At 57.4% G+C, this 19,647-nt stretch carries 19 protein-coding genes and 1 pseudogene; 17 read left to right on the forward strand and 3 right to left on the reverse strand.

Annotated elements, in window-relative coordinates; all coding sequences use genetic code 11:
* The first annotated feature begins 229 nt into the window (after positions 1 to 229).
* The 8 genes and pseudogenes from MW046_RS02995 to MW046_RS03025 all read left to right on the forward strand — a co-directional run bounded on the left by MW046_RS02995 (position 230) and on the right by MW046_RS03025 (position 9,404).
* Positions 230 to 1,288: a glycosyltransferase family 2 protein gene (locus MW046_RS02995; RefSeq protein ID WP_247994088.1), complete on the forward strand. Its 1,059-nt coding sequence runs from the start codon at positions 230 to 232 to the stop codon at positions 1,286 to 1,288.
* A 9-nt stretch (positions 1,289 to 1,297) separates the two neighbouring features.
* A complete protein-coding gene (locus tag MW046_RS03000) occupies positions 1,298 to 3,298 on the forward strand; it encodes a hypothetical protein (protein WP_247994089.1) in 2,001 nt (666 codons plus the stop codon).
* Between the two features lie 205 nt (positions 3,299 to 3,503).
* Positions 3,504 to 5,129 carry an alkaline phosphatase family protein gene (locus tag MW046_RS03005; protein WP_247994090.1) on the forward strand — a complete coding sequence of 542 codons (1,626 nt, stop codon included), beginning with the start codon at positions 3,504 to 3,506 and terminating at the stop codon, positions 5,127 to 5,129.
* Positions 5,130 to 5,313: 184 nt separating this feature from the next.
* Positions 5,314 to 5,909, forward strand: a pseudogene (locus tag MW046_RS19540) (VOC family protein).
* Positions 5,910 to 5,977: 68 nt separating this feature from the next.
* Positions 5,978 to 6,430: a hypothetical protein gene (locus MW046_RS03010; protein WP_247994091.1), complete on the forward strand. Its 453-nt coding sequence runs from the start codon at positions 5,978 to 5,980 to the stop codon at positions 6,428 to 6,430.
* A gap of 138 nt (positions 6,431 to 6,568) precedes the next feature.
* Entirely contained in the window at positions 6,569 to 6,997 is a 429-nt protein-coding gene (locus MW046_RS03015) for a plastocyanin/azurin family copper-binding protein (protein WP_247994092.1), read from the forward strand.
* A gap of 55 nt (positions 6,998 to 7,052) precedes the next feature.
* A complete protein-coding gene (locus MW046_RS03020) occupies positions 7,053 to 8,504 on the forward strand; it encodes a sulfite oxidase (protein ID WP_247994093.1) in 1,452 nt (483 codons plus the stop codon).
* 84 nt (positions 8,505 to 8,588) lie between these two features.
* Positions 8,589 to 9,404, forward strand: a complete 816-nt coding sequence (locus tag MW046_RS03025) for an enoyl-CoA hydratase/isomerase family protein (protein ID WP_247994094.1) — start codon at positions 8,589 to 8,591, stop codon at positions 9,402 to 9,404.
* A gap of 21 nt (positions 9,405 to 9,425) precedes the next feature.
* On the opposite strand, the gene MW046_RS03030 is transcribed toward MW046_RS03025, so the two are convergent.
* Positions 9,426 to 10,157 carry a hypothetical protein gene (locus tag MW046_RS03030; protein ID WP_247994095.1) on the reverse strand — a complete coding sequence of 244 codons (732 nt, stop codon included), beginning with the start codon at positions 10,155 to 10,157 and terminating at the stop codon, positions 9,426 to 9,428.
* Between the two features lie 160 nt (positions 10,158 to 10,317).
* Here MW046_RS03030 and MW046_RS03035 point away from each other — a divergent pair, with 160 nt between their 5' ends.
* The 8 genes from MW046_RS03035 (at position 10,318) to MW046_RS03070 (ending at position 17,187) form a co-directional block, all read left to right on the forward strand.
* On the forward strand, positions 10,318 to 11,016 hold the full coding sequence (locus tag MW046_RS03035) for a V-type ATP synthase subunit D (protein ID WP_247994096.1): 699 nt from the start codon (positions 10,318 to 10,320) through the stop codon (positions 11,014 to 11,016).
* Positions 11,017 to 11,085: 69 nt separating this feature from the next.
* Positions 11,086 to 11,490, forward strand: coding sequence for a DUF6276 family protein (locus MW046_RS03040; protein ID WP_247994097.1), 405 nt, complete (start codon positions 11,086 to 11,088; stop codon positions 11,488 to 11,490).
* Positions 11,491 to 11,523: 33 nt separating this feature from the next.
* Positions 11,524 to 12,426: an A24 family peptidase gene (locus MW046_RS03045; protein WP_247994098.1), complete on the forward strand. Its 903-nt coding sequence runs from the start codon at positions 11,524 to 11,526 to the stop codon at positions 12,424 to 12,426.
* 78 nt (positions 12,427 to 12,504) lie between these two features.
* The gene (locus MW046_RS03050) at positions 12,505 to 15,147 is read left to right on the forward strand and encodes a hypothetical protein (protein ID WP_247994099.1); all 2,643 of its coding nucleotides are present in this window, start codon (positions 12,505 to 12,507) and stop codon (positions 15,145 to 15,147) included.
* The gene (locus MW046_RS03055) at positions 15,147 to 15,416 is read left to right on the forward strand and encodes a DUF7854 family protein (protein ID WP_247994100.1); all 270 of its coding nucleotides are present in this window, start codon (positions 15,147 to 15,149) and stop codon (positions 15,414 to 15,416) included. Before MW046_RS03050 ends, MW046_RS03055 begins: the two co-directional genes overlap by 1 nt.
* 95 nt (positions 15,417 to 15,511) lie before the next feature.
* On the forward strand, positions 15,512 to 15,850 hold the full coding sequence (locus tag MW046_RS03060) for a DUF7855 family protein (RefSeq protein ID WP_247994101.1): 339 nt from the start codon (positions 15,512 to 15,514) through the stop codon (positions 15,848 to 15,850).
* A gap of 20 nt (positions 15,851 to 15,870) precedes the next feature.
* Complete coding sequence (locus tag MW046_RS03065) at positions 15,871 to 16,653, forward strand: DUF7856 family protein (RefSeq protein ID WP_247994102.1); 783 nt, start codon at positions 15,871 to 15,873, stop codon at positions 16,651 to 16,653.
* Positions 16,654 to 16,752: 99 nt separating this feature from the next.
* A complete protein-coding gene (locus MW046_RS03070) occupies positions 16,753 to 17,187 on the forward strand; it encodes a P-loop NTPase family protein (protein ID WP_247994103.1) in 435 nt (144 codons plus the stop codon).
* Positions 17,188 to 17,287: 100 nt separating this feature from the next.
* Here the strand turns inward: MW046_RS03070 and MW046_RS03075 are convergent, their stop codons facing one another.
* On the reverse strand, positions 17,288 to 18,154 hold the full coding sequence (locus MW046_RS03075; RefSeq protein WP_247994104.1) for a transcription initiation factor IIB: 867 nt from the start codon (positions 18,152 to 18,154) through the stop codon (positions 17,288 to 17,290).
* A 172-nt stretch (positions 18,155 to 18,326) separates the two neighbouring features.
* Between MW046_RS03075 and MW046_RS03080 the strand changes: the two genes are divergently transcribed.
* Positions 18,327 to 18,845, forward strand: a complete 519-nt coding sequence (locus MW046_RS03080; RefSeq protein ID WP_247994105.1) for a DUF7858 family protein — start codon at positions 18,327 to 18,329, stop codon at positions 18,843 to 18,845.
* Between the two features lie 4 nt (positions 18,846 to 18,849).
* On the opposite strand, the gene MW046_RS03085 is transcribed toward MW046_RS03080, so the two are convergent.
* Entirely contained in the window at positions 18,850 to 19,560 is a 711-nt protein-coding gene (locus MW046_RS03085; RefSeq protein WP_247994106.1) for an AAA family ATPase, read from the reverse strand.
* Positions 19,561 to 19,647 lie beyond the last annotated feature (87 nt).

Raw genomic sequence — 19,647 nt, forward strand, 5'->3', positions numbered from 1 at the left:
TGGTACCAACTACCCCGGAGTTATATTACCCCAAATGACCCATAGCTACGGATGTACCGGACGGTTATCGTCGTTAGACGTGTGTCTGTCGTCTGTCGTTCGATCTAGAAACGATAATAAGACCGTAGGAAGCTATGCATCTAGTAAGACCGGGTCTCCGGGTTTAGGGGGTGTATTGTAATATCCCTCCACCAATAAACAGGAGACGAGAGAGTAGACACGCGATAATATGTATCACGAACACACGATCGGCGTCGTCATACCGGCGTACAACGAAGAAGGCTACGTAGGAGAGGTTATTGACACGTTGCCCTCGTTTGTCGATAGGGCGTACGTCATAGACGACGGTTCGACGGACGACACGTGGCTCGAAATAACCGAGCACTCCACGGAGTATAACGCGACACATTCGGCCACGAACGGGTACGACGCTCGTGTCGTACCCATTCAACACAAGGTGAATCGAGGGGTTGGGGGTGCGATCAAAACTGGCTACTTGCAAGCATTGGAGGACGGCATCGATGTCACGGCCGTAATGGGTGGTGACGGGCAGATGGATCCGGACGTGCTGACGAAATTCATCGATCCCGTCGTCGAGGGGAAGGCCCATTACGCGAAAGGAAATCGGTTTATGAAGTTCCAAACCCTCGATGCGATGCCCCGATTCCGGCTGTTTGGTAACACCCTCCTCTCGTTGTTGACGAAGATTTCGAGCGGCTACTGGAACATCTCCGACCCACAAAACGGATACACAGCCATCTCACAGGAGGCACTCCAGCGCGTCGACATCGATGGAATGTACGAGTATTATGGGTACTGCAACGACCTGTTGGTCAGGCTCAACCTCGCGGACTGTCGTGTCGCCGATGTCGTTCACTCGGCGGACACCGTTTACGACGACGACTGGAAGAGCCACATCAACTACTCCGCGTACGTTCCGAAGGTGTCGTACATGCTGCTCCATCGCTTTTTGTGGCGATTGAATCAGAAATACATCCTCAAGGACTTCCGGCCCTTCGCAGCGGCGTACTACCTCGGTGCCGGCGTCACCGGTCTCGGTGTTGCGAAACTGGTTTCGACGCTCGCCACCCGGCGTGAACAGTCCAATAGCTGGTTCTTCACGGCGTTGTCGGGAGTCGTGCTCCTGCTGGCGGCGATGGTGCTCGATCGAATCGAAAACGAGGATAAAGGCGTACAAGTCAGGGAAACACCGACGTCACTCACAACGACCGACGTTTCGAAGAACGGACGTACTGAGTCGAAAGCTATTCCAGCCGACGACGACTGATCGATATCGATGAGTACTCGACCTGGCCTCCTCGGGATGGCACGACAGGGCCGTCTCGATATTATCGCGGGCTTGCTCGGACTATTGGCAGCGATCGCTATGCTGCCTTTGCAGCTGTTTCTGGACGACGTGTACGTCCGGACCCTTCCGATCGTTCTCGGTATCGCTTCGCTGTTGTACCTGATCGCGGCCAGGGACGAGTATCCTGGCGATCTACCGACGCTGTCGCCGACCTTGTCGCGGGTGCTCCCCTCACTCATCGTGTTGGGGTCAGCGCTGCTCATCTTGCTCGCGGGGATACAAGGCGAGCGGACGCTGTTGTTCTACGACATCGCAGCCGCCATCGGGACGACGCTGTTAGTGACGATCTTGTTCGTGGATAGGGATCACTTCTCTCCATCCCTACTGTTGTTTCTGGTCGTCCTGTTCGGGATGGTGTTCCGATTTACGGCGCTGTACACGACGCCTGGATTCATCGGGATCGACATCTGGACCCACATGGGGAACTGGGGTCCGGCCATCCTCGAAGCACAGTCGCTCCAGCCGATCTCCGGTCGAAAGTACTACGCTGCGCCGCTGTACCACCTACTCGTCGTTGGATCGAGTCTGTTGTTGGATGTCCCCCTCAAAATGGCGCTGTATCTCGTTCTCGGGGTGGCGATGCCGCTAGTGGTGTTGCTCATCTATTCGACAGCGACGTTTTTCGTCCGTAAACGATGGGCGGTGTTCGCCACAGCGATCTACGCGATGAGTGCAGCAGTGATCGAGTGGGGGATCCACATCATCCCGACCAGTCTCGGGTTGGTATTCTTCCTTGCCGTCTTCTACAGCCTCGATCGGATGTTACGGATCGACTACAAACCCCGCGATTTCGGGATGGTGGTCTTCTTCAGCGTTGCGGTCATCCTGACACACCAGATCTCTGCGTTCATCATGCTCGTGTTCACCGGATCCGGACTGCTCGCGTACTTCGCGCTCGGACTCGGACTGTTCGACATCGGACGCCCCAACTGGGCGCGTTCCTCGACCCGGGAGTCGGTGAACCTCACCGGGCTGTTGGTGTTCGATCTCGGGCTGATCACGTTCATGTGGTCGCTCACTCCCCAGTATGATGGAACGTTTCTAACGGTGATGGTTAGCTACTTCACTGAGACGCTCCAATCCGGAAGCGTGGGTGATCTGGCTGGGGGAACCGTCCCGCCCAGCGTTGCGCCCCAGCCCTCGTTTATGAGTACAGTCGTCGAGTATCTCGACGTGCTGGGGTTCCTGTTGATGTTGATGTTAACGATCGTCGGTTGTTATTACATCATCCGCCAAGAGAACATCTCTCATGCGATGTTCACGAGCGTGGTTGCCACCGTCCTCATGCTCATCTTCGTCTTCGGCTTCCCGATGCTTGGGGTGCGGACGTTCGTTCCCGGACGGTGGTTCCCATTCGTCGCGGCACCGATGGCGGTCGTCGCGGCGATCGGGCTGTCGTATCTCGTGAACAACACCAATCCGTCGGTTGTCGTAGTCGTGTTGTTGGTGTTCATCATCGCCTTCCCAGCGACGTCGTTCCTCGCAAGCGACAGCACCCAAGAGAGTCCGCCGTTCTCGGACACCCAAACCCGATACAGTTACACCGAATCGGAGATAGCTGCCGTCAACGTCGTCGACACCTACTTCGAAAAAAACCGGACGATGTGGTCGACTGATCAGCCGTACTACACGGTGTTCGAACGCACGGAAGCACGATCCGACGGCTACATGGCGGCGTCGATGTTCAAAAACGGCTCTGTCCAGGGCTGGGTCGGAACGGATGCAACTGGCAATGAGACCCTAAACGAGAGTGAAACAGTCATCTACCGTGATTATCACAGAAAAGGGGCAGCGAATTTCAACTTCTATCACAACCATTCGAGTATAGCACATAAGCCATCGGTCTCCTTCCAACAGACCTGTGGCGATAATATGAATATATTATATAGCAATAGTCAGGTGAAAATATGTAGCCAGCCGGAAGCGTAGATATAGCACAGTTCCGACACGTGTTGTCTTCACTGTCGTGGAAAGGAAGGAAGGAATAAGTGCACACGGAGCGATCCGAAATAACAATGAGAAACGTATGGATGTCAGTCAGATCACTCTCTCGTCAACCAGATCTTGAACGGATGGTTAATAGACAAACGGATACAATACACGACAATGGAACGACAGCGGATGGTGAATCACGATGAGTGATCATCGGATGGAGGCATTGTTGATCGGGATCGATGCCGGTTGTTTACCGGTGTTTGAGCGTCTGATGGAAGACGATCTCATACCGAACATTCGATCGATCTGTGAACAAGGCGCTACCGGACCGCTCACCTCACAGATTCCACCGTGGACGCCTAGCGCGTGGCCGTCGATGTACACCGGCGTGAATCCGGGTAAACACGGAACGTTCGGTTTCGTCGATTACGATGGGTACGACTGGCACGTCGTGAGTTCTGATCACGTCCGCGAGCATGCGGTATGGACGCTGTTAGAAGAACACGATATGTCGAGCGTCGTGGTAAACGTCCCAGTCACCCATCCGCCAGATGAGATCGATGGGGCGATCATTCCCGGATTCATCGGCCCGGAGCACCCGGAATCACACCCCGAGGGGATTCTCGAAGATGTCCAAGAGGAACTCGGGGAGTATCGAGTGTATCCGATCTACGAACGCGATGATGAAACGTGGACGGACGCAGAAAAGATGGACGAATACACGACGTTGGTTCGGATGCGCGGTGAAGCGTTCCGGTATCTTCACGGGCGGTTCGAGCCGGAGTTCGGCTTCGTCGAATTCCAAAAACCGGACACCGTGTTTCACGAGTTCCGCGGTGATTGGGAAAAGGTGAAAGCTGTCTATAAGGAGACCGATCGTCAGATCGGAAAGCTCCTAGAAGAGTGTGATGCGAAACGCGTCTTTATCGCGAGTGACCACGGAATGGGTCCCTACGACAAACAGGAGTTTCGTATGAACGAGTTCCTCAAAGACGAGGGATTCGTCGTAACGACTCAGGGCGGTAAAGGGATGCCCTCGTGGAACCCGATCCGGAACCAGCTTCGGGAGGGCGAAAACGAAGAGACGTGGGAACCCGGTCTCTTCGAACGGCTCGCAGCAAAAGTCGCACAGCACGGCGTCACCGCCTCGCGCGTCGGCGACGGTCTCCGAAAGATCGGTCTCAATCACATCGTAAAGCAGTACGTACCCGACAACGTCGCGCGGACGGCTAGCGAGCAGGTTAACTTTCCGGAATCGACAGCGTACATGCGTGCACGTATCGAATTGGGGGTGCGGATCAACCTCGAAGGACGCGAACCGGACGGGGTCGTAGCTCAAAGCGAGTACGAATCGGTTCGATCCGATCTCATCAATCGATTAAAAGCCGTGGAGACCCCCGAAGGTGAACCGATGTTCGAGACTGTCGCCCCCCGGGAGGAGTATTATGAGGGATCGTACACCGAAAACGCCGTCGACATCGTGACCATCCCCAACGACTTCGAGTACTTCCTCTCAGCACAGTTGCTCGGCGATCAGTTCGGGCCACCAACCGAACCGTGGAATCATAAGCGAGACGGGGTGTTCGCGGCAATGGGTGAGGGTATCAACGACTCCGCATCGATTGAGGACGCGCATTTGTACGATGTCGCTCCGACGATCATGGCTGCGCTTGGCGTTCCTCGCAGCGACCGCATGGATGGACGCGTTCTTCCAGTCGTCGAGGACACTGGCACGGCCGAATACCCCGAATACGGTGACGATGTTGAGGACAACGTTACCGACGAAGCTGTCGAAAGCAGGCTGGCCGATCTTGGTTATCTCTGAGAACGCGACAACGTGTCCGTTTGCGCCTCTTACGTCGAACAAAGCACCCGGGGCGCTATATTCACGGTTGATGATTCACACAGATAGTCACATTTAATATTACGATTCCGGGACGATTTCAATCAGACGGGACGACTCTTCAAACGAGGGATAATCCCACGATTCTCCAGCGCGAACGAACGGTATAGTTGATTCCCCCGACCAGCCGACCGATGGCGACATTTCTTCAGAATCGCCCGAAAGTCCGATTCACACCGCCGGTACGGATCACACTACACCCGTCGGTAGCAACGAGGCAGAGACGATCGCGTTCTACCGGGACGTGCTCGGAATGTCGCTCGTGCTCCGACAGCTGAACCTCGATGCCCCGACGTGACTCACCCGTTTTTCGACACAGGGGATGGACGTATGCTTTCGTTTTTCGTAAATCCCACGACGGGCCACGACGTCCCTCTGTCGGTGCCGTCCATCATCTGGTGTTCCGTCTCGACCCGAAGCGGTTTCTCGACGTACGACAGGCGCTCAGGGAGGGGGCCACCGGGTCAACGAGTCGATCGTGGAGCGTTTCACTCGCTGCACACCCGCGATCACAACGGTCTCACGATCGAACTGACTGCCGAACAGTATCAAATACCGGATGAAAGACGAGGTGAAGTGCTTGCGATCGTCCATCAAATTTGCACGGAAGCAGGAGCTCATCACGTCGAAACGGAACATATAGAGTCCGCACTCACCGAGCTAGGAATCTCGATCGAACGGTACGACCTCCCCGATATGTAGAGCCGAACGTAATATGAAATAATTGATGGTGTCGGAAGACCTGACAGCGTTCAGGGGATAGAAGGTCGGTGACGAACCGGCGTCCACATCTCCCGACTGTTCTTTCTGGGTGGCAGCGAAACATCAAGGCGCTGGATGAAATCCACGATCACCATCCATTCATGACAGTGTGCACACAAGGAGGATCGATCCGGATACTGTTCGATCTCCGAGGGGGGACGGCAGTTTGTTTCTTTGACGAGTTCGTTGCAGCTGGGGCAGTACAGGAGTCGGGAACCGCCCCGTTGTACGATGGCCCACCGAACAGCGGGGATCGAACACTCGATCGGCTTGCCCTCCCGTGGCGTGATCCGAAGCCGTACCTCCAGTGGTTCGTTCTTGCTGGTTATCTCGTCGTGCGTCATGGGTTGTTCCTACGTTGTAATCGAACCATCAGCGATCACAATGTCTACACTCATGGTCGACGTGGCGACAGTCCCGACTGCGACGGGGACACATTCGTTACGGTTATTAATAGATAAATATTCCGGTAGAACGTAGGGGGGACTCACTCCTCTCGGCTCAGCCACCGAATCGGTCCGGACGTCGGATGACGATCTTCCGGAGATTATATCCGGTACATGTGGTTTTGGTATCCGGGCTGTTCGAAGAGGTAGATGATGGTAACGCGGCGAAGCGTTCTGATGCGGATGGGTATGCTTGGAACTACAGTAACTGGAGCGGGCTGTCTCGGTATGTCGGATGGGAGTGAGACCCCGACTGAGACCGACACGAACGAAGTGATCGCTGGGCCGAACGGTAACCCCGTCTTCGATCCCGAATCGATCGAAATCTCGGTCGGCGAAACAGTCACGTGGCGGTTCGAAAGCGACGGCCACAACGTGAGCGCACGGCCGGAAGACGACCCGAAGGTGAAGATTCCTGACGGCGCAACGCCGTTTGCGAGCTTCGAGGGAGACAACACGTACGAACTCATACCCAAAGGGGAAACGTACAGCCACACGTTCGAGACCGCTGGAACGTACACGTACGTCTGTGTGCCACACATTGCGGTTGGGATGATCGGAGATGTAATCGTTTCTCAATAATATCCAACCGATATGAAGATAGAAATACGTCGGTGGGTAACAGAGTACCACGACGATGCCCCCCACGCGCGGATCGACATCGGACGAGGAGTCGACGGACACCGAAAACGAAACACCTGCTCCCTACGAGCGATATCTGAATCGGCGACAGTATCTTGCTGTGGGGTTGACTGCCGGTGTGAGCGCTTTCGCTGGATGTAGTCAACTGACAGGGACAGGGGATGAGCGGACACCGACGGCGACGCGAACGGAACCCGGTGTGGAAGAGCGGCCCGGCTATCACACGTACAGCACGTCCGAACTGGAGGAGAAATATCCGGCGTTGCGGATCTTCTCGAACCAGCCGCCGAACGCCGAGACCGAGAGCCGGGATCAGTACACTGAGTTCACGACGAGCGTCGATGCGACGTACATCCGAAGCCACTACGATTCCCCAAAGCTCACCGAAGCCGACCACACTATCTCGTTGGAGGGATTAATCGAGGAATCGACAGAACTCTCGATGGACGCGCTCAAATCAGAGTTTTCGACCGTCGAGGTGGCGCACACGATGCAGTGTGCGGGCAACGGACGGAGCTATCTCGATCCGAACGTCGCCGGGACGCAATGGACGTTCGGCGCGATGGGCACCGCGATCTATGCGGGCACGCCGGTCGGGGAAGTGCTCGAACAGCACGGTGCACAGACGGACGACGAGCTGTATTTGGCCGTGATGGGTGCCGACGCGCCCGAGGGAAAAAAGGTGTTCGCGCGTTCGATCCCGATGTCGAAGATCAAAAAGGACTGTATCCTCGCCTATGAACGCGACGGTGAGCCACTCACCGCCGAACACGGCTTTCCGGTCCGGCTCGTCGTTCCGGGATGGTATGGCTGTAACAGTGTCAAGTGGGTCGATCGGATGCGCGTCATGGAGACGATGCTCCACGACGAGGACGACACCATGGACAACCCAGAGCGATACACCCACTGGCAACAGTCCTCGTACCGGATCCTTCCCGAACAGGACAACGAACCGCGCCAGCACACGAGCATCGATACGCTCGACACGGAGGCACAGATGGCTGCCGACGAGATCGAACAGCCCTACATGTATGATATGCTAGTGAAATCACTCATCACGTCGCCAGTAGAGGAGACGACCGTCTCGCCCGACGACGGCACCGTAACGGTGCGCGGAGTGGCGTGGGCCGGTGACAACGAGCTACAAGGGGTCGAGATTTCGACTGACGGCGGCGAGGAGTTCGCCGACGCCGAGTTCACCGGTCCCGAACACGGCCCGACTGCGTGGCGGCTGTTCCGGTTCGAGTGGGAGGCGACGCCGGGTGAGCATACGCTCGTTTCGCGGGCAACCGACGACGAGGGACGGACACAACCAGCAACCGTCTCGGACCTTGAGGAAGGGCTCAGAGGGATAGAAGACGACAAATACCCGTGGAACCAGAAAGGGTACGGTGTCAATGCGTACATGCCCGAAGCGATCACTGTGACGGTCTCTGAAGGGAGCTGAGATCACCGTCGGCGTCGCTGGCCGTTCGTCGCGATGTTCGGGAGGGGCCATCGGAACTATGAGCACTCGATGAGAGATCGGACCATGGCGTACGATACCATCGATATGGACCACGCTGCTGGCGATCGAATCGCAATCGTACGACTCGACGCTCCCAGCCGGAACAATGTGCTGGATATGCAGATGATACAGGAATTCACCCTGGCCGTCACCGAAGCTGACCGCGACGATGACGTCGAGGGGATTGTCGTGAGCGCGACCGGAGAGATGTTCTGCGCGGGGGCGGATCTGAACTATCTCAAAGAGCTGTCGTTCGAGGAGGGAACCCGCTTTATGACGGCGTATTTCGAAGCGCTAGATCTGCTCCGAGACACGGGCAAGCCGGCCGTCGCCGGTGTACAGGGAATCTGTGCCGCTGGCGGTAACGAACTCGTGTCTGCGTGTGATTTGGTCGTCGCCGACGAAACCGCACGGTTCACCCAACCGGAAGCTGGCGTCGGTGCCACGGCGGCGGGCGGTGGCGTCCAACTACTCCCGCTCATCGTGGGCGAAAAACGCGCCAAGGATCTGTTGTTGACCGGGCGTATGATCGAAGCCGAAGAAGCTCGTGCGATGGGGCTGATCAATCGCGTGGTTCCCGAGAACGACGCCGAAACCCGCGCCGTCGATCTCACGGAAACGATCGTCGATCACACGAGTCCACAGGCGTACCGAACAATCAAGGCGATCATGAAACCATGGACGAATTTCGGTCTTCTCGGACAAGAGATGGCTCGTGATCTCACCGCACGCGTCTGGGATTCCGAGGAGTTCCGGGAACGAGCTGCGGCGTTTCTCGCCGATGAGGAACTCGATCCTCGTGGCTTCGACGGTGTTCGGCCCCCCCGATCGGAGGAATAAAGAGCACCGACGGTCGACCGATCACACCGGCACGCCGGCTGATTCGGTCTTGATGGTCGATTCAGTGATGCTCAACGTCAACAGGATCGTTTCCATGTTCCCCTCGACAGCGGCCGTATAGACGGAATCAGAGACCACGATGACAGCTACGTAGGCGATTTCGTTAGCAACGGTGAGGAGTATTTTTTGTTGGAGCACGGTGGCGTTCTGTTCCATCCGCAGATCGATCATCATGGCGTCGTGTCCGTTAGAGAGAGTTTCGTCCTTCCGATCGAGTTCTTCGATGGTTCCACCGTCCTCTTCGATCGACTCTTTGTATCCTTCTATAAACACCGGAACGATGTCCGAAACCGTGAGCGACGATGGAACGTCCTCCATCACCTCCACGACCAAGGCACCCACGTTCGAACCGATCGTCACGGCGGTCGGATCCGTAGCGTCGACTACCCATCCCATCGGATACTCAATGGTGTATGCATAGCGGTCGTTGGTGTACGTCTCGCGGGTCGAAAAATCGGGGGCCGTCTCGCCCTCTGTGACCGTGCCAGTCGGCCACGTGTCTGCGGCCGAGGGAGGTGTCGCTGTGGCCGTCGGAACCGGGGTGTTGGAAGCCGTGGTACGCGCCGTTTCGGTGACCGTTGTCGTGGGAGAGCGGGTCGCCGTGTCGTTCCCGTCGATATCAAAATACGTGCCACATCCGGCGAGAGAGGAGAGTCCTGCCGTAAGTCCTACCAGGACGCGCCGTCTGTTCATATTTTCAACATGGCTGTTGACGTTATGACATTACCGATGTAGGATCGTATATCATTCAGGTCGCCGACCGAGACCATCGTCTCCCGTGTCCGGATGACTTTCGTCTACAGGCAACGACAACACGTAAGAGCCTCCATCGGTAACTTCCGGACATCCAACCATGGCCACGGACGTCAAGCCGACCAGAAAGAACCTCATGGCGATCGAGGACCGCATCGAACTGTCCGAACGCGGTCACGACACGCTCGAACAGAAACGCGATGGGCTCATCATGGAGTTCATGGACATCCTCGATCAGGCCCAAGACGTGCGCTCGGATCTCAACACCGCCTACGACGACGCTCAGCGCAAAATCAACATGGCGCGGGCGATGGACGGCGATATCGCGGTGCGTGGGGCTGCGGCGGCGTTGAAAGAGTATCCCGAGATCACCACCCAATCGAAGAACATCATGGGTGTGGTGGTGCCACAGATCGAGTCCTCGAAAGTCAAAAAATCGCTCGACGAACGCGGCTACGGCGTCGTCGGCACCAGCGCTCGGATCGACGAGGCCGCCGAAGCGTACGAGGATCTCCTAGAACAGATCATTCTCGCCGCAGAAGTCGAAACCGCGATGAAAAAGATGCTCGAAGAGATCGAAACGACCAAGCGCCGGGTCAATGCCCTCGAATTCAAGCTCCTTCCGGATCTGTACGAAAGCCAGGAGTACATCGAGCAGAAGCTCGAAGAACAGGAACGTGAGGAGATTTTCCGGCTGAAGAAGATCAAAAACAAAAAGGAAGCGGAAGAAGCGGAGGCAGCTAACGACCAGTCTACCGACGACAGAGAGGAACACGAGACTGCTCCACCGACCGCCTGAAATCCCCCTCGTGTTCGGCTGTCCACATCGAGTATAACGCTTTTTCAAAGCGGTCGTCCAACGCTGTGTATGTCCTGTCCCGATTGCGATGCACCCCTCGTTTCGTTCGTTGTCCCATCCGAACTTCGTGAATACGCCCCAACCACGATGGAGACGCTCGCTATCTGCACTCGATGTCTCACCTTACATCCACCCACAGCGTCGTCCACAGCCACCGAAGAAGCGTCCGATTTCAGCCGCATCAGCAATGCGTTTCCGACGGGGGAGGCCGCGGTCCCGATGGCTCTCGCGCTCGGACTTTTGGAGTCGCTGGCACTCAATCGCTCGGAGATCGAACATCTGATCGAGCGGGTAGAACGAGCAGGAGCCGATCCGTTGTCGTTCCTCGGCGAACTCGATCGACAGGGAAGTGTCGATCCAGAGTGGGATATTGACCGCCGTCGCCACCAACTGGAGCAGTTCTTGGGGGGGTGAACTCTTATATTCGAAACCGGATCCACGGCCGGTGTGTTCGTGACACTGCCCGATCTGCTCCGGTTGCTCGTCGTTCCCTGTATCGCTTGGACGGGGTATCACGATATCCAGACCCGTCGGATTCCGAACTGGATCTGGCTGCCGCTCACCGTTGGTGGTGTCGTTGCCCTCCTCATTGACACGTCGGTCGTCGCTGGCCCCGTTCGAACCGCGTTCGTACTCCGGTGTGCCGTAAGTCTCGGCGTGGTTGCCCCGATCGGGTGGCTCTGCTCGCGGTTGGGGATCGTTGGCGGTGCGGATGCCAAAGCGATCGGAACGCTTGCGCTCGTGTTTCCCGTCTATCCCACCATCTATTTTCGATGGGGTGTCCTCCCGATCGAACGGGCGTCCCACGGCGTATTCGCGCTTACGATCCTCACGAACACCGTGCTCGTGGGGCTGGTGATTCCGATCGTTCTTGCCGTCTACAACGGTATCAACGGCCGGATCCGTCCCACAATGTTCGTGGGTCGTCCGTACCGTATCGCTGACGTATCGTCAATCTATGGACAACTACTCGAAGATGAAACCGGTCGTATCCTCACCGGCGGACTCGATCTCGATGCGCTTCGGATGTATCTTCGGTGGCGGGAAACGTCGCTCGCTGCCCTCCGTGCCGCCCCCGATACCTACCGCGATCCCGTGAACTGTTCGAGCGCGTCGGCCGGAGACCAGTGGGGAGCGACGGCGTTTCTCTCCGAGATCGAGGGAACTGCGTACGGAACTACGCCAGATCAGCTGCGTAGGGGGTTGGAGTGGCTCTGTACACCGACGGTCGAATCAGTGTGGATCACTCCCGGCATCCCGTTTCTCGCCGTCGTCTGTCTCGGGCTGATGATCGCGCTCACCCACGGAGACGTACTCAGCACGGTGTTAGGAGCGTTCGGACTGGTATGAGATGACCCTCATACATCTACATTCACTTTCACCCGACTGTGCGAAGGTACTTATCCGGAGATGCATAACCACGACTCGATGGCCCGCGCGGAGAACACCGACATCATCGATCGCTTCGAGGAGTTCTACCGCACGTACTACCGCAACGAGATCGGTGAGCTGGCGCGCAAATATCCGAACGATCAGCGCTCACTGTACATCTCGTGGAACGACCTGTACCGTTTCGATCAGTCCCTCGCTGAGGACGTTCGAACACAGCCCGAGCAGTTCCAAGAGTACGCAGAAGAGGCGTTACGTCTCTACGATCTCCCGGTGGACGTGAGCCTCGGACAGGCACACGTCCGCGTGTATGATCTTCCGGAGACGACCGGGATCCGAGATATTCGTTCGCACCACCACGGACAGCTGGTGAGCCTCCGTGGAATCATCCGAAAAGCGACGAACGTCCGTCCGAAGATCCAAGATGCGGCGTTCGAATGCCAGCGGTGTGGGACGTTGACGCGTATTCCTCAGGCTGGCGGCGATTTCCACTCTCCACACGAGTGTCAGGGGTGTGAACGGCAAGGTCCGTTCCGGATCAACTTCGATCAATCGGAGTTCGTCGACGCTCAGAAACTCCGAGTGCAGGAGAGTCCAGAAGGACTACGCGGTGGCGAACGACCCCAGAGCATCGATATCAACATCGAAGACGACATCACCGGCGAGGTTACCGCCGGGGACACAGTCAGAGTAACAGGTGTGTTACATCTCGATCAGCAGGAGTCCCACGGCGAGAAGTCCACGATGTTCGATATCTACATGGACGGAGTGACGGTCGAGATCGAGGACGACCGGTTCGAAGACATGACGATCAGTGAGGAGGAGAAAAAACGCATCATTTCGTTGTCCGACGAAAAGGACATCTACCAGCAGATGGTCGCATCGATGGCTCCCTCGATCTACGGCTATGAAAAGGAAAAGCTCGCCATCATGCTACAGTTGTTCTCCGGAGTAACGAAACATCTCCCGGACGGATCGCGGATACGGGGTGACATGCACATCCTGTTGATCGGTGATCCGGGAACGGGAAAGTCCCAGCTGTTGCAGTACGTGAGAAACATCGCACCCCGTTCGGTGTACACCTCCGGGAAGGGGTCCTCAGCGGCAGGAATCACGGCCGCAGCAGTCCGCGATGATTTCGGTGACGGACAGCAGTGGTCGCTCGAAGCGGGCGCACTCGTGCTCGCAGACCAAGGTGTTGCGGCGGTCGACGAACTGGACAAGATGCGGTGTGTGACCGGTGATACCCTCGTCCGAACCGACGATGATGTCGTCCCCATCCGAGAACTCGCACACGACGCATCACAGCACGGTAACACCGAACACCATCGAAACGGCAAAACGATCCGTGGAACGGACATCGACGTGTTGACAGCGACCGACCACGATCGCGTGGTTCGCAGATCTGTCGAGGCGGTCCACGAGTACGACGCCCCGAACCGCCTGTGTGAGGTGACACTCGAATCCGGCGAGCAACTCACGGCGACGCCGGACCATCCGTTTTTCGTTCTCGATGCGGGAGAGCGCACCGAGACGCCGGCTCGATCGATCACGCCCGGCGATTCGGTGGCTGTTCCCGATAGGTCCCGAGCGATCACCGATGGTGGAACCGTCCACCGCACAGCCGTCTCACCGATTCGAGAACCGACACGAGATATCTCCTATCGTCGGGTCGAGACCACTCGGATGATCGAAGATCACGATCACGAGTCGGTGTACGATCTTACCGTCGTGGGGACACACAACTTCATCGCCAACGGGATGGTCGTCCACAACTCCGAGGATCGATCGGCGATGCACGAGGCCCTCGAACAGCAGGAGATCAGCGTCAGTAAGGCTGGCATCAACGCCACCCTCAAATCCAGGTGTTCGCTGCTCGGGGCTGCGAACCCAAAATACGGCCGGTTCGACGAATTCGAGGCAGTCGCGGGACAGATCGATCTCGAACCAGCCCTTATATCTCGGTTCGATATCATATTCACCGTGACGGACAAGCCGGATCCCGAGGAGGACAAGAAACTCGCACAACACATCCTCAACACGAACTACGCTGGAGAGTTACACACCCATCGGGCCGAAAACAGCGCGTCGGACGTCTCCCAAGAAGAAGTCGACACGGTTACTGAAGACGTCGAGCCGGCGATCGACGCTGATCTTCTGCGTAAATACATCGCGTACGCGAGACGGAGCTGCTTCCCGATGATGACTGAGGAGGCAAAGACCGCCATCGAGGAGTTCTACGTGGATCTTCGATCACAGGGGACGGACAACGACGCACCGGTCCCGGTAACGGCCCGGAAACTCGAAGCACTCGTGCGCTTGGCCGAAGCGAGTGCTCGTGTTCGTCTGTCCGACACCGTCGATTCCGAAGACGTCGATCGCGTTCTAGACATCGTGACTGCATCACTCGAAGATATCGGGATGGATCCCGAAACTGGAGAGTTCGATGCCGACGTGATCGAAACAGGAACGTCGAAAAGTCAACGTGACCGGATCCGCAACCTCAAAGGCATCATCGCCGAAGTCGAAGAGGACCACGACGTGGGTGCCCCACGCGAGGACGTGCTCGATCGTGTGGAAGCAGCAGGAATGGACCGAGAGAAAGCCGAATACGAACTCGAAAAGCTACGCCGACAAGGTGACGTGTACGAACCCCAAGCCGATACGTTCCGAACGGTGTGATGGACCGCATATCCGCCCTCAGAAACGTCGAAGACGCTCTCACGGAGTTCGAGGACGGCGAGATCGATCTCGGATCGATGGAGATCCGGGTACGGTCGATCCTTCGTACCTACGCGACGAATTTCGAAGAACGGGACGCGTACAAAGCCAGCGGCCCCCCACCGGTCGACGGTCTCATCGTCGTTGCTGATTCTCCCCACGATGCGCGCGAACGGATCCGAAGTCTCGTCGACGATGTCGACCGGTTCGACGTCGAGACAGTCGACTAACATCGACAACATGTCTTCTATTCTAACAATCTAACAATCATATTTATAAATCTTAATATAGAATTAAATATCAAGTGGATACGAGTAGTAATTGGATGCTCCTGATCATCACATACACTCGGTCCGCTCGGAGCAGCCTCCGAAACGTCCGTCGTTCTCACGAAGATGTCGTGGTTCGGTGGTTCGGTCGATCGGCGCTGTTCGAGGCGACAGAGCTCGGTGCGTTCCATGGACTTCGCCTTCGGGAAAAACACCCGAAGGCGGTCCAGATCGAACGGACTCGACCGTTCAACGAGTATAGGGAAGTACCCCAGCGCGTTCGAGAAGCGGTACGGGCGTACACAGAGCGTGAGCATAGGAGTACACCGTATGTAGCGTTCGCCGCTGGAACGGACCACCCGGATGTGGCGACGATGGCCCGGCGGGAGCTGTGAGAATAGAACGAGGCGACTCGGTGTGGCGGGGACGAGCTATCGATCTGTCAGGTGTCACCCCTCCGTTCGACGGGGCACAGATCATCGATGCGATAGCAGGGACGCGCGAGAAGCTTCGTGTCGTGTGTGAAGAGCCGTGTGAACTTTACGCACACGTGGGTCGGATCGAGCCAGAGATGACCGTACAGCGATCCACTGCGCTTGCCGCGGCCGCTCGGTCTCGGGGATGGTCGGCACCCCAAGACGAGGAGTACAGCCGAATACAGGACCGCATCGAGGAACTGTCGATAGCAGGCATCGACACCGATGACGCACGAAGGCGATTGGCTGAAACCACCGACGAAATCGAGCGACAGCGAGAACGGGTTGCTCGGCTACAAGGAGAGGTCAAAGCCCTCCGACAGCGTCCGGAACAGCAAACATCGGAACCGTATCAGGAACTCAAACGTGCAATACAGAAGCTCAGCGAGCTCGAAACCGAACGTGCTGCGGCCGAGCAGACGCTGGAACGAGCACGGGAACGCCAACGTCGACTCCACGATCGCTACGATGAGCGGCTCGCGCTCGAAGACCGAGCCGCGAATTTAGCGCGAGCCGCTCGCAGACATCTGTGTGACCGTCTCCACGACGAGTTTACACGGACGGTCGAGTCCGTTCCGGGAGCGGACGACGGCCCAGTGGCTACCGCGCTTGCGCTCGTCCGTCTGGGAGAGATCAGTGCCCCGATCGTGCTCGAATGTGGTCGATTCGACACTGTTCAGACGGCCGCCGACTGGCTGAACGTGCCGGTCATCGGCCTGTGATTGATAACCGATGACGAACCCACACACCGTGTGATTCTCACAGTGACCGGGTGGCCGAGTAGGGAGCGATCGGCGGTCACTTCTCACCTCGGTGTACATATGAACGCAGTCGTCGTTGACGGCGCACTGGAACTGAGTTGGGAACGCGACCCAGCCACCAGAGGACCGGACATCCACGATGTGCTCGCAGGACGAGCGTCCCCGATCGAGGCGGTGTGTCAAGACGGTCCTGTGGCAATCCTTCCGTGTGGACGTTCCATCGATAAAACCCCGGAGGTGGAGCTTGCTGAAGTTCTCCACGCCGTCGAGCACGAGTACAACACAGTTCTTATCGACTGGCCGAGGACGATGCACAACGTATCGTCCACTTCTCAGGGTGTGGTACTAGTATGGACATCCGCCGTTTTCGATCGGAATGAAGCGTGCGGGCCAGATGTGATGCTCGACACGGTTGTGGCCATCGCACTCCTCGGTGCCGACAGAACGACAGAAGCAGCCTTTAAACGGTTTGAACAGCAGTTTCGGGCGCTGTAACACCGATTCCGGGGATTCCCAGTTCGACCGTTTCGATGACGTCGGATCATTTCATAGCGGAACCGATCCAACGAGCGCTCCGTCGACTCGCTGATTCGGTTCAGACGTCGGTGAGATCGTAGTACGTCGACCGGAGGGTCACAGGCGTCACTCCGGCAACGGCAGCAGCGTCATCTTGAGTGAGACCATACGACGCTTCCTCGGCAGCAGTGTACAGACAAGCAGCGGCGATCCCTCCCGGATTTCGGCCGGCTATCAGGCCTCGTTCGTGGGCTTCCGTGACCAGTTCCCGAGCACGGCGTTCGATGGACTGGGGGAGATCAAGCTCACACGCAAACCGTGGGAGATACTCCGTAGGATCGATGGGTCCCGTCGGCAATCCGAGTTCGCGGTTGAGAGCGCGATAAGCCGCTTTCAATTCGGCTTCCGATGCACGGGCCGTCGCTGTGATCTCCTCAAGCGTTCGTGACACCGAATCCGCCCGGCACGTGGCGTAAATGACTGCTGCTGTGAACCCTTCGATCGATCGACCCCGAAGCAGATTCGCGTTCTGGGCTGAATCGAACAGCACACATGCACGATCTCGAATCGACGTCGGTAGAGACAGCGCGCTCGTGAGACGTCTAATCTCGGTAAAGGCGTACACTTGGTTGCGCTCGGCCTTCGTCGAGATCTGGGCCCGACTGTGCTGGCGGCGCATCCGAGCGAGCTGACGCCGTTTTCGTCCTTTCACCCGCGATGAGTAGCCGATCTCGGTCGATAAACCCCGATCGTGGCGCGATCGAGTGAGGGGTGCCCCCGTTCGAACAGGATTCGTGTCGTCGTCATCGAACGAGCGCCACTCCGGACCGTGATCGATCGGATCCTCACCAAGTACCAGACCACACTGTTCACAAACGCTTTCGGTTCCATCGTGTCTCACACGACTATCACATTCTGGACATGATGGGATTGCTGTGGAATGCATCACATATGAAACTATGCTCCATCTGACCTTTAAAAATGAAGTCGATGAGGGCGAATATCGACCGATGTGAGGACGAGAGCGTATCGGTTATTGGTAGGTTCGAGAACTACGGGGTTTGATAACACGCCCATATGAATAAACATTTAAGGTAGTATGATCCGTTCACAGGGGTGTGGGATTATCTGACATTGCCTCCGGGGTGAAGGTGACATCGAAGCAGCATGATCGGAGTATCGCGGCGGTCGATGCGACCGATACGCCGCTCTCCAATCGTTTGGCTCCGTTCGCCGACGATCTTCCGTGTACTGTCGAAGCGGCTGTGACGCTGGTCGAGTCGTACGTTGACGGGTCGAGCGTCGGAAAGAGCGCCCGGACGGCTGGTCTTGCCCCCGTCACTGGCGCGAAGACGTTGCATCTACTTGGCGAGCCGATCGCACCACTTTCACCGATGGGTCGCCGTGTGGTTCGGGAGTGGATCGATGCCCAGTGTACGCGGGCAGAGGCCCTCGAACTTTCGAACGCCAGCGAGGTGGAGTTCGCGCTTGCAGTGTTCGTAGAGACCCACGATCCACTGCCGGGCGTGCGTGAAACGCTCGAACCGGTGTTCACACCGGATTCGGCCAAACGGTCGACGATCACGAAACGCGACGTGTTGGCCGAGACGATGAGTAATGCGGACGATCTCCGCTAAGGGGTTACAACAGACCGTCTCGTCCGGTTTCGATCGTGAGGTCGAGCGTGGTGTCGAACACTGTTTCGACAGTTCTAGCCACGGCGGCAGTGAAGGAGGTGTCTGCGTGAAGTACTGTCGGTGTCCGATTTGGATCGGTAGTGTCGGGTGGGGGGAGCCGCCGCTCACTGCTCCCGTTTCCATCCGCGTTCGTCCGAATCATCGTCGGTTCGGGACAGCCCAGATCGGCGAGGCGGTCGTGAATCCGCACCCATCCGTCGATACCCGGACTGTTCGCACGGATGGCGACGACGATGTGATCGACGCTCGTGACAGCGGCGATGGCTTGGTTCGACGCGACTGGCGGGGTATCGACGAGTACGTGATCGAACGACGTGGTGGCCTCCTCGATCAGCTCCCCGAATCGGCGGGCCGCTGTCGGCGTCTTAGCCCGTGCGAGCCGTTCGAACGGCGCTCGGGCCGGACAACACGCTAGTCGCCCCTCGGGCGTTTCGAACTCGATGAGACCCAATGCCAGCGGCGCGTCGTCCAACACGAGCGCAGTCATATCGGGAGCGATCCGATCCGATATGTGATCGGACAAGCCTTGAGTCGCGTATGCGGCGTCCAGAATCACGACTGAGCGACCGTCCCGCGCTAGCATTCCTGCGAGTTCCAAACACGTCCGAGTCGTACCTGCTCCACCGGTTGCGCCGACGACTGCGAGGCTGCTCATAGATTCGTGGTGGCCCCCTTTCGGAATATAAATCTACGCGTCCGATCGACGAGACGGACATCAAACCCATAGCGTTTTACCCGATGG

The sequence above is a fragment of the Halocatena salina genome (assembly GCF_023115355.1).
In the GTDB taxonomy this organism is placed as follows: Archaea; Halobacteriota; Halobacteria; order Halobacteriales; family Haloarculaceae; genus Halocatena; species Halocatena salina.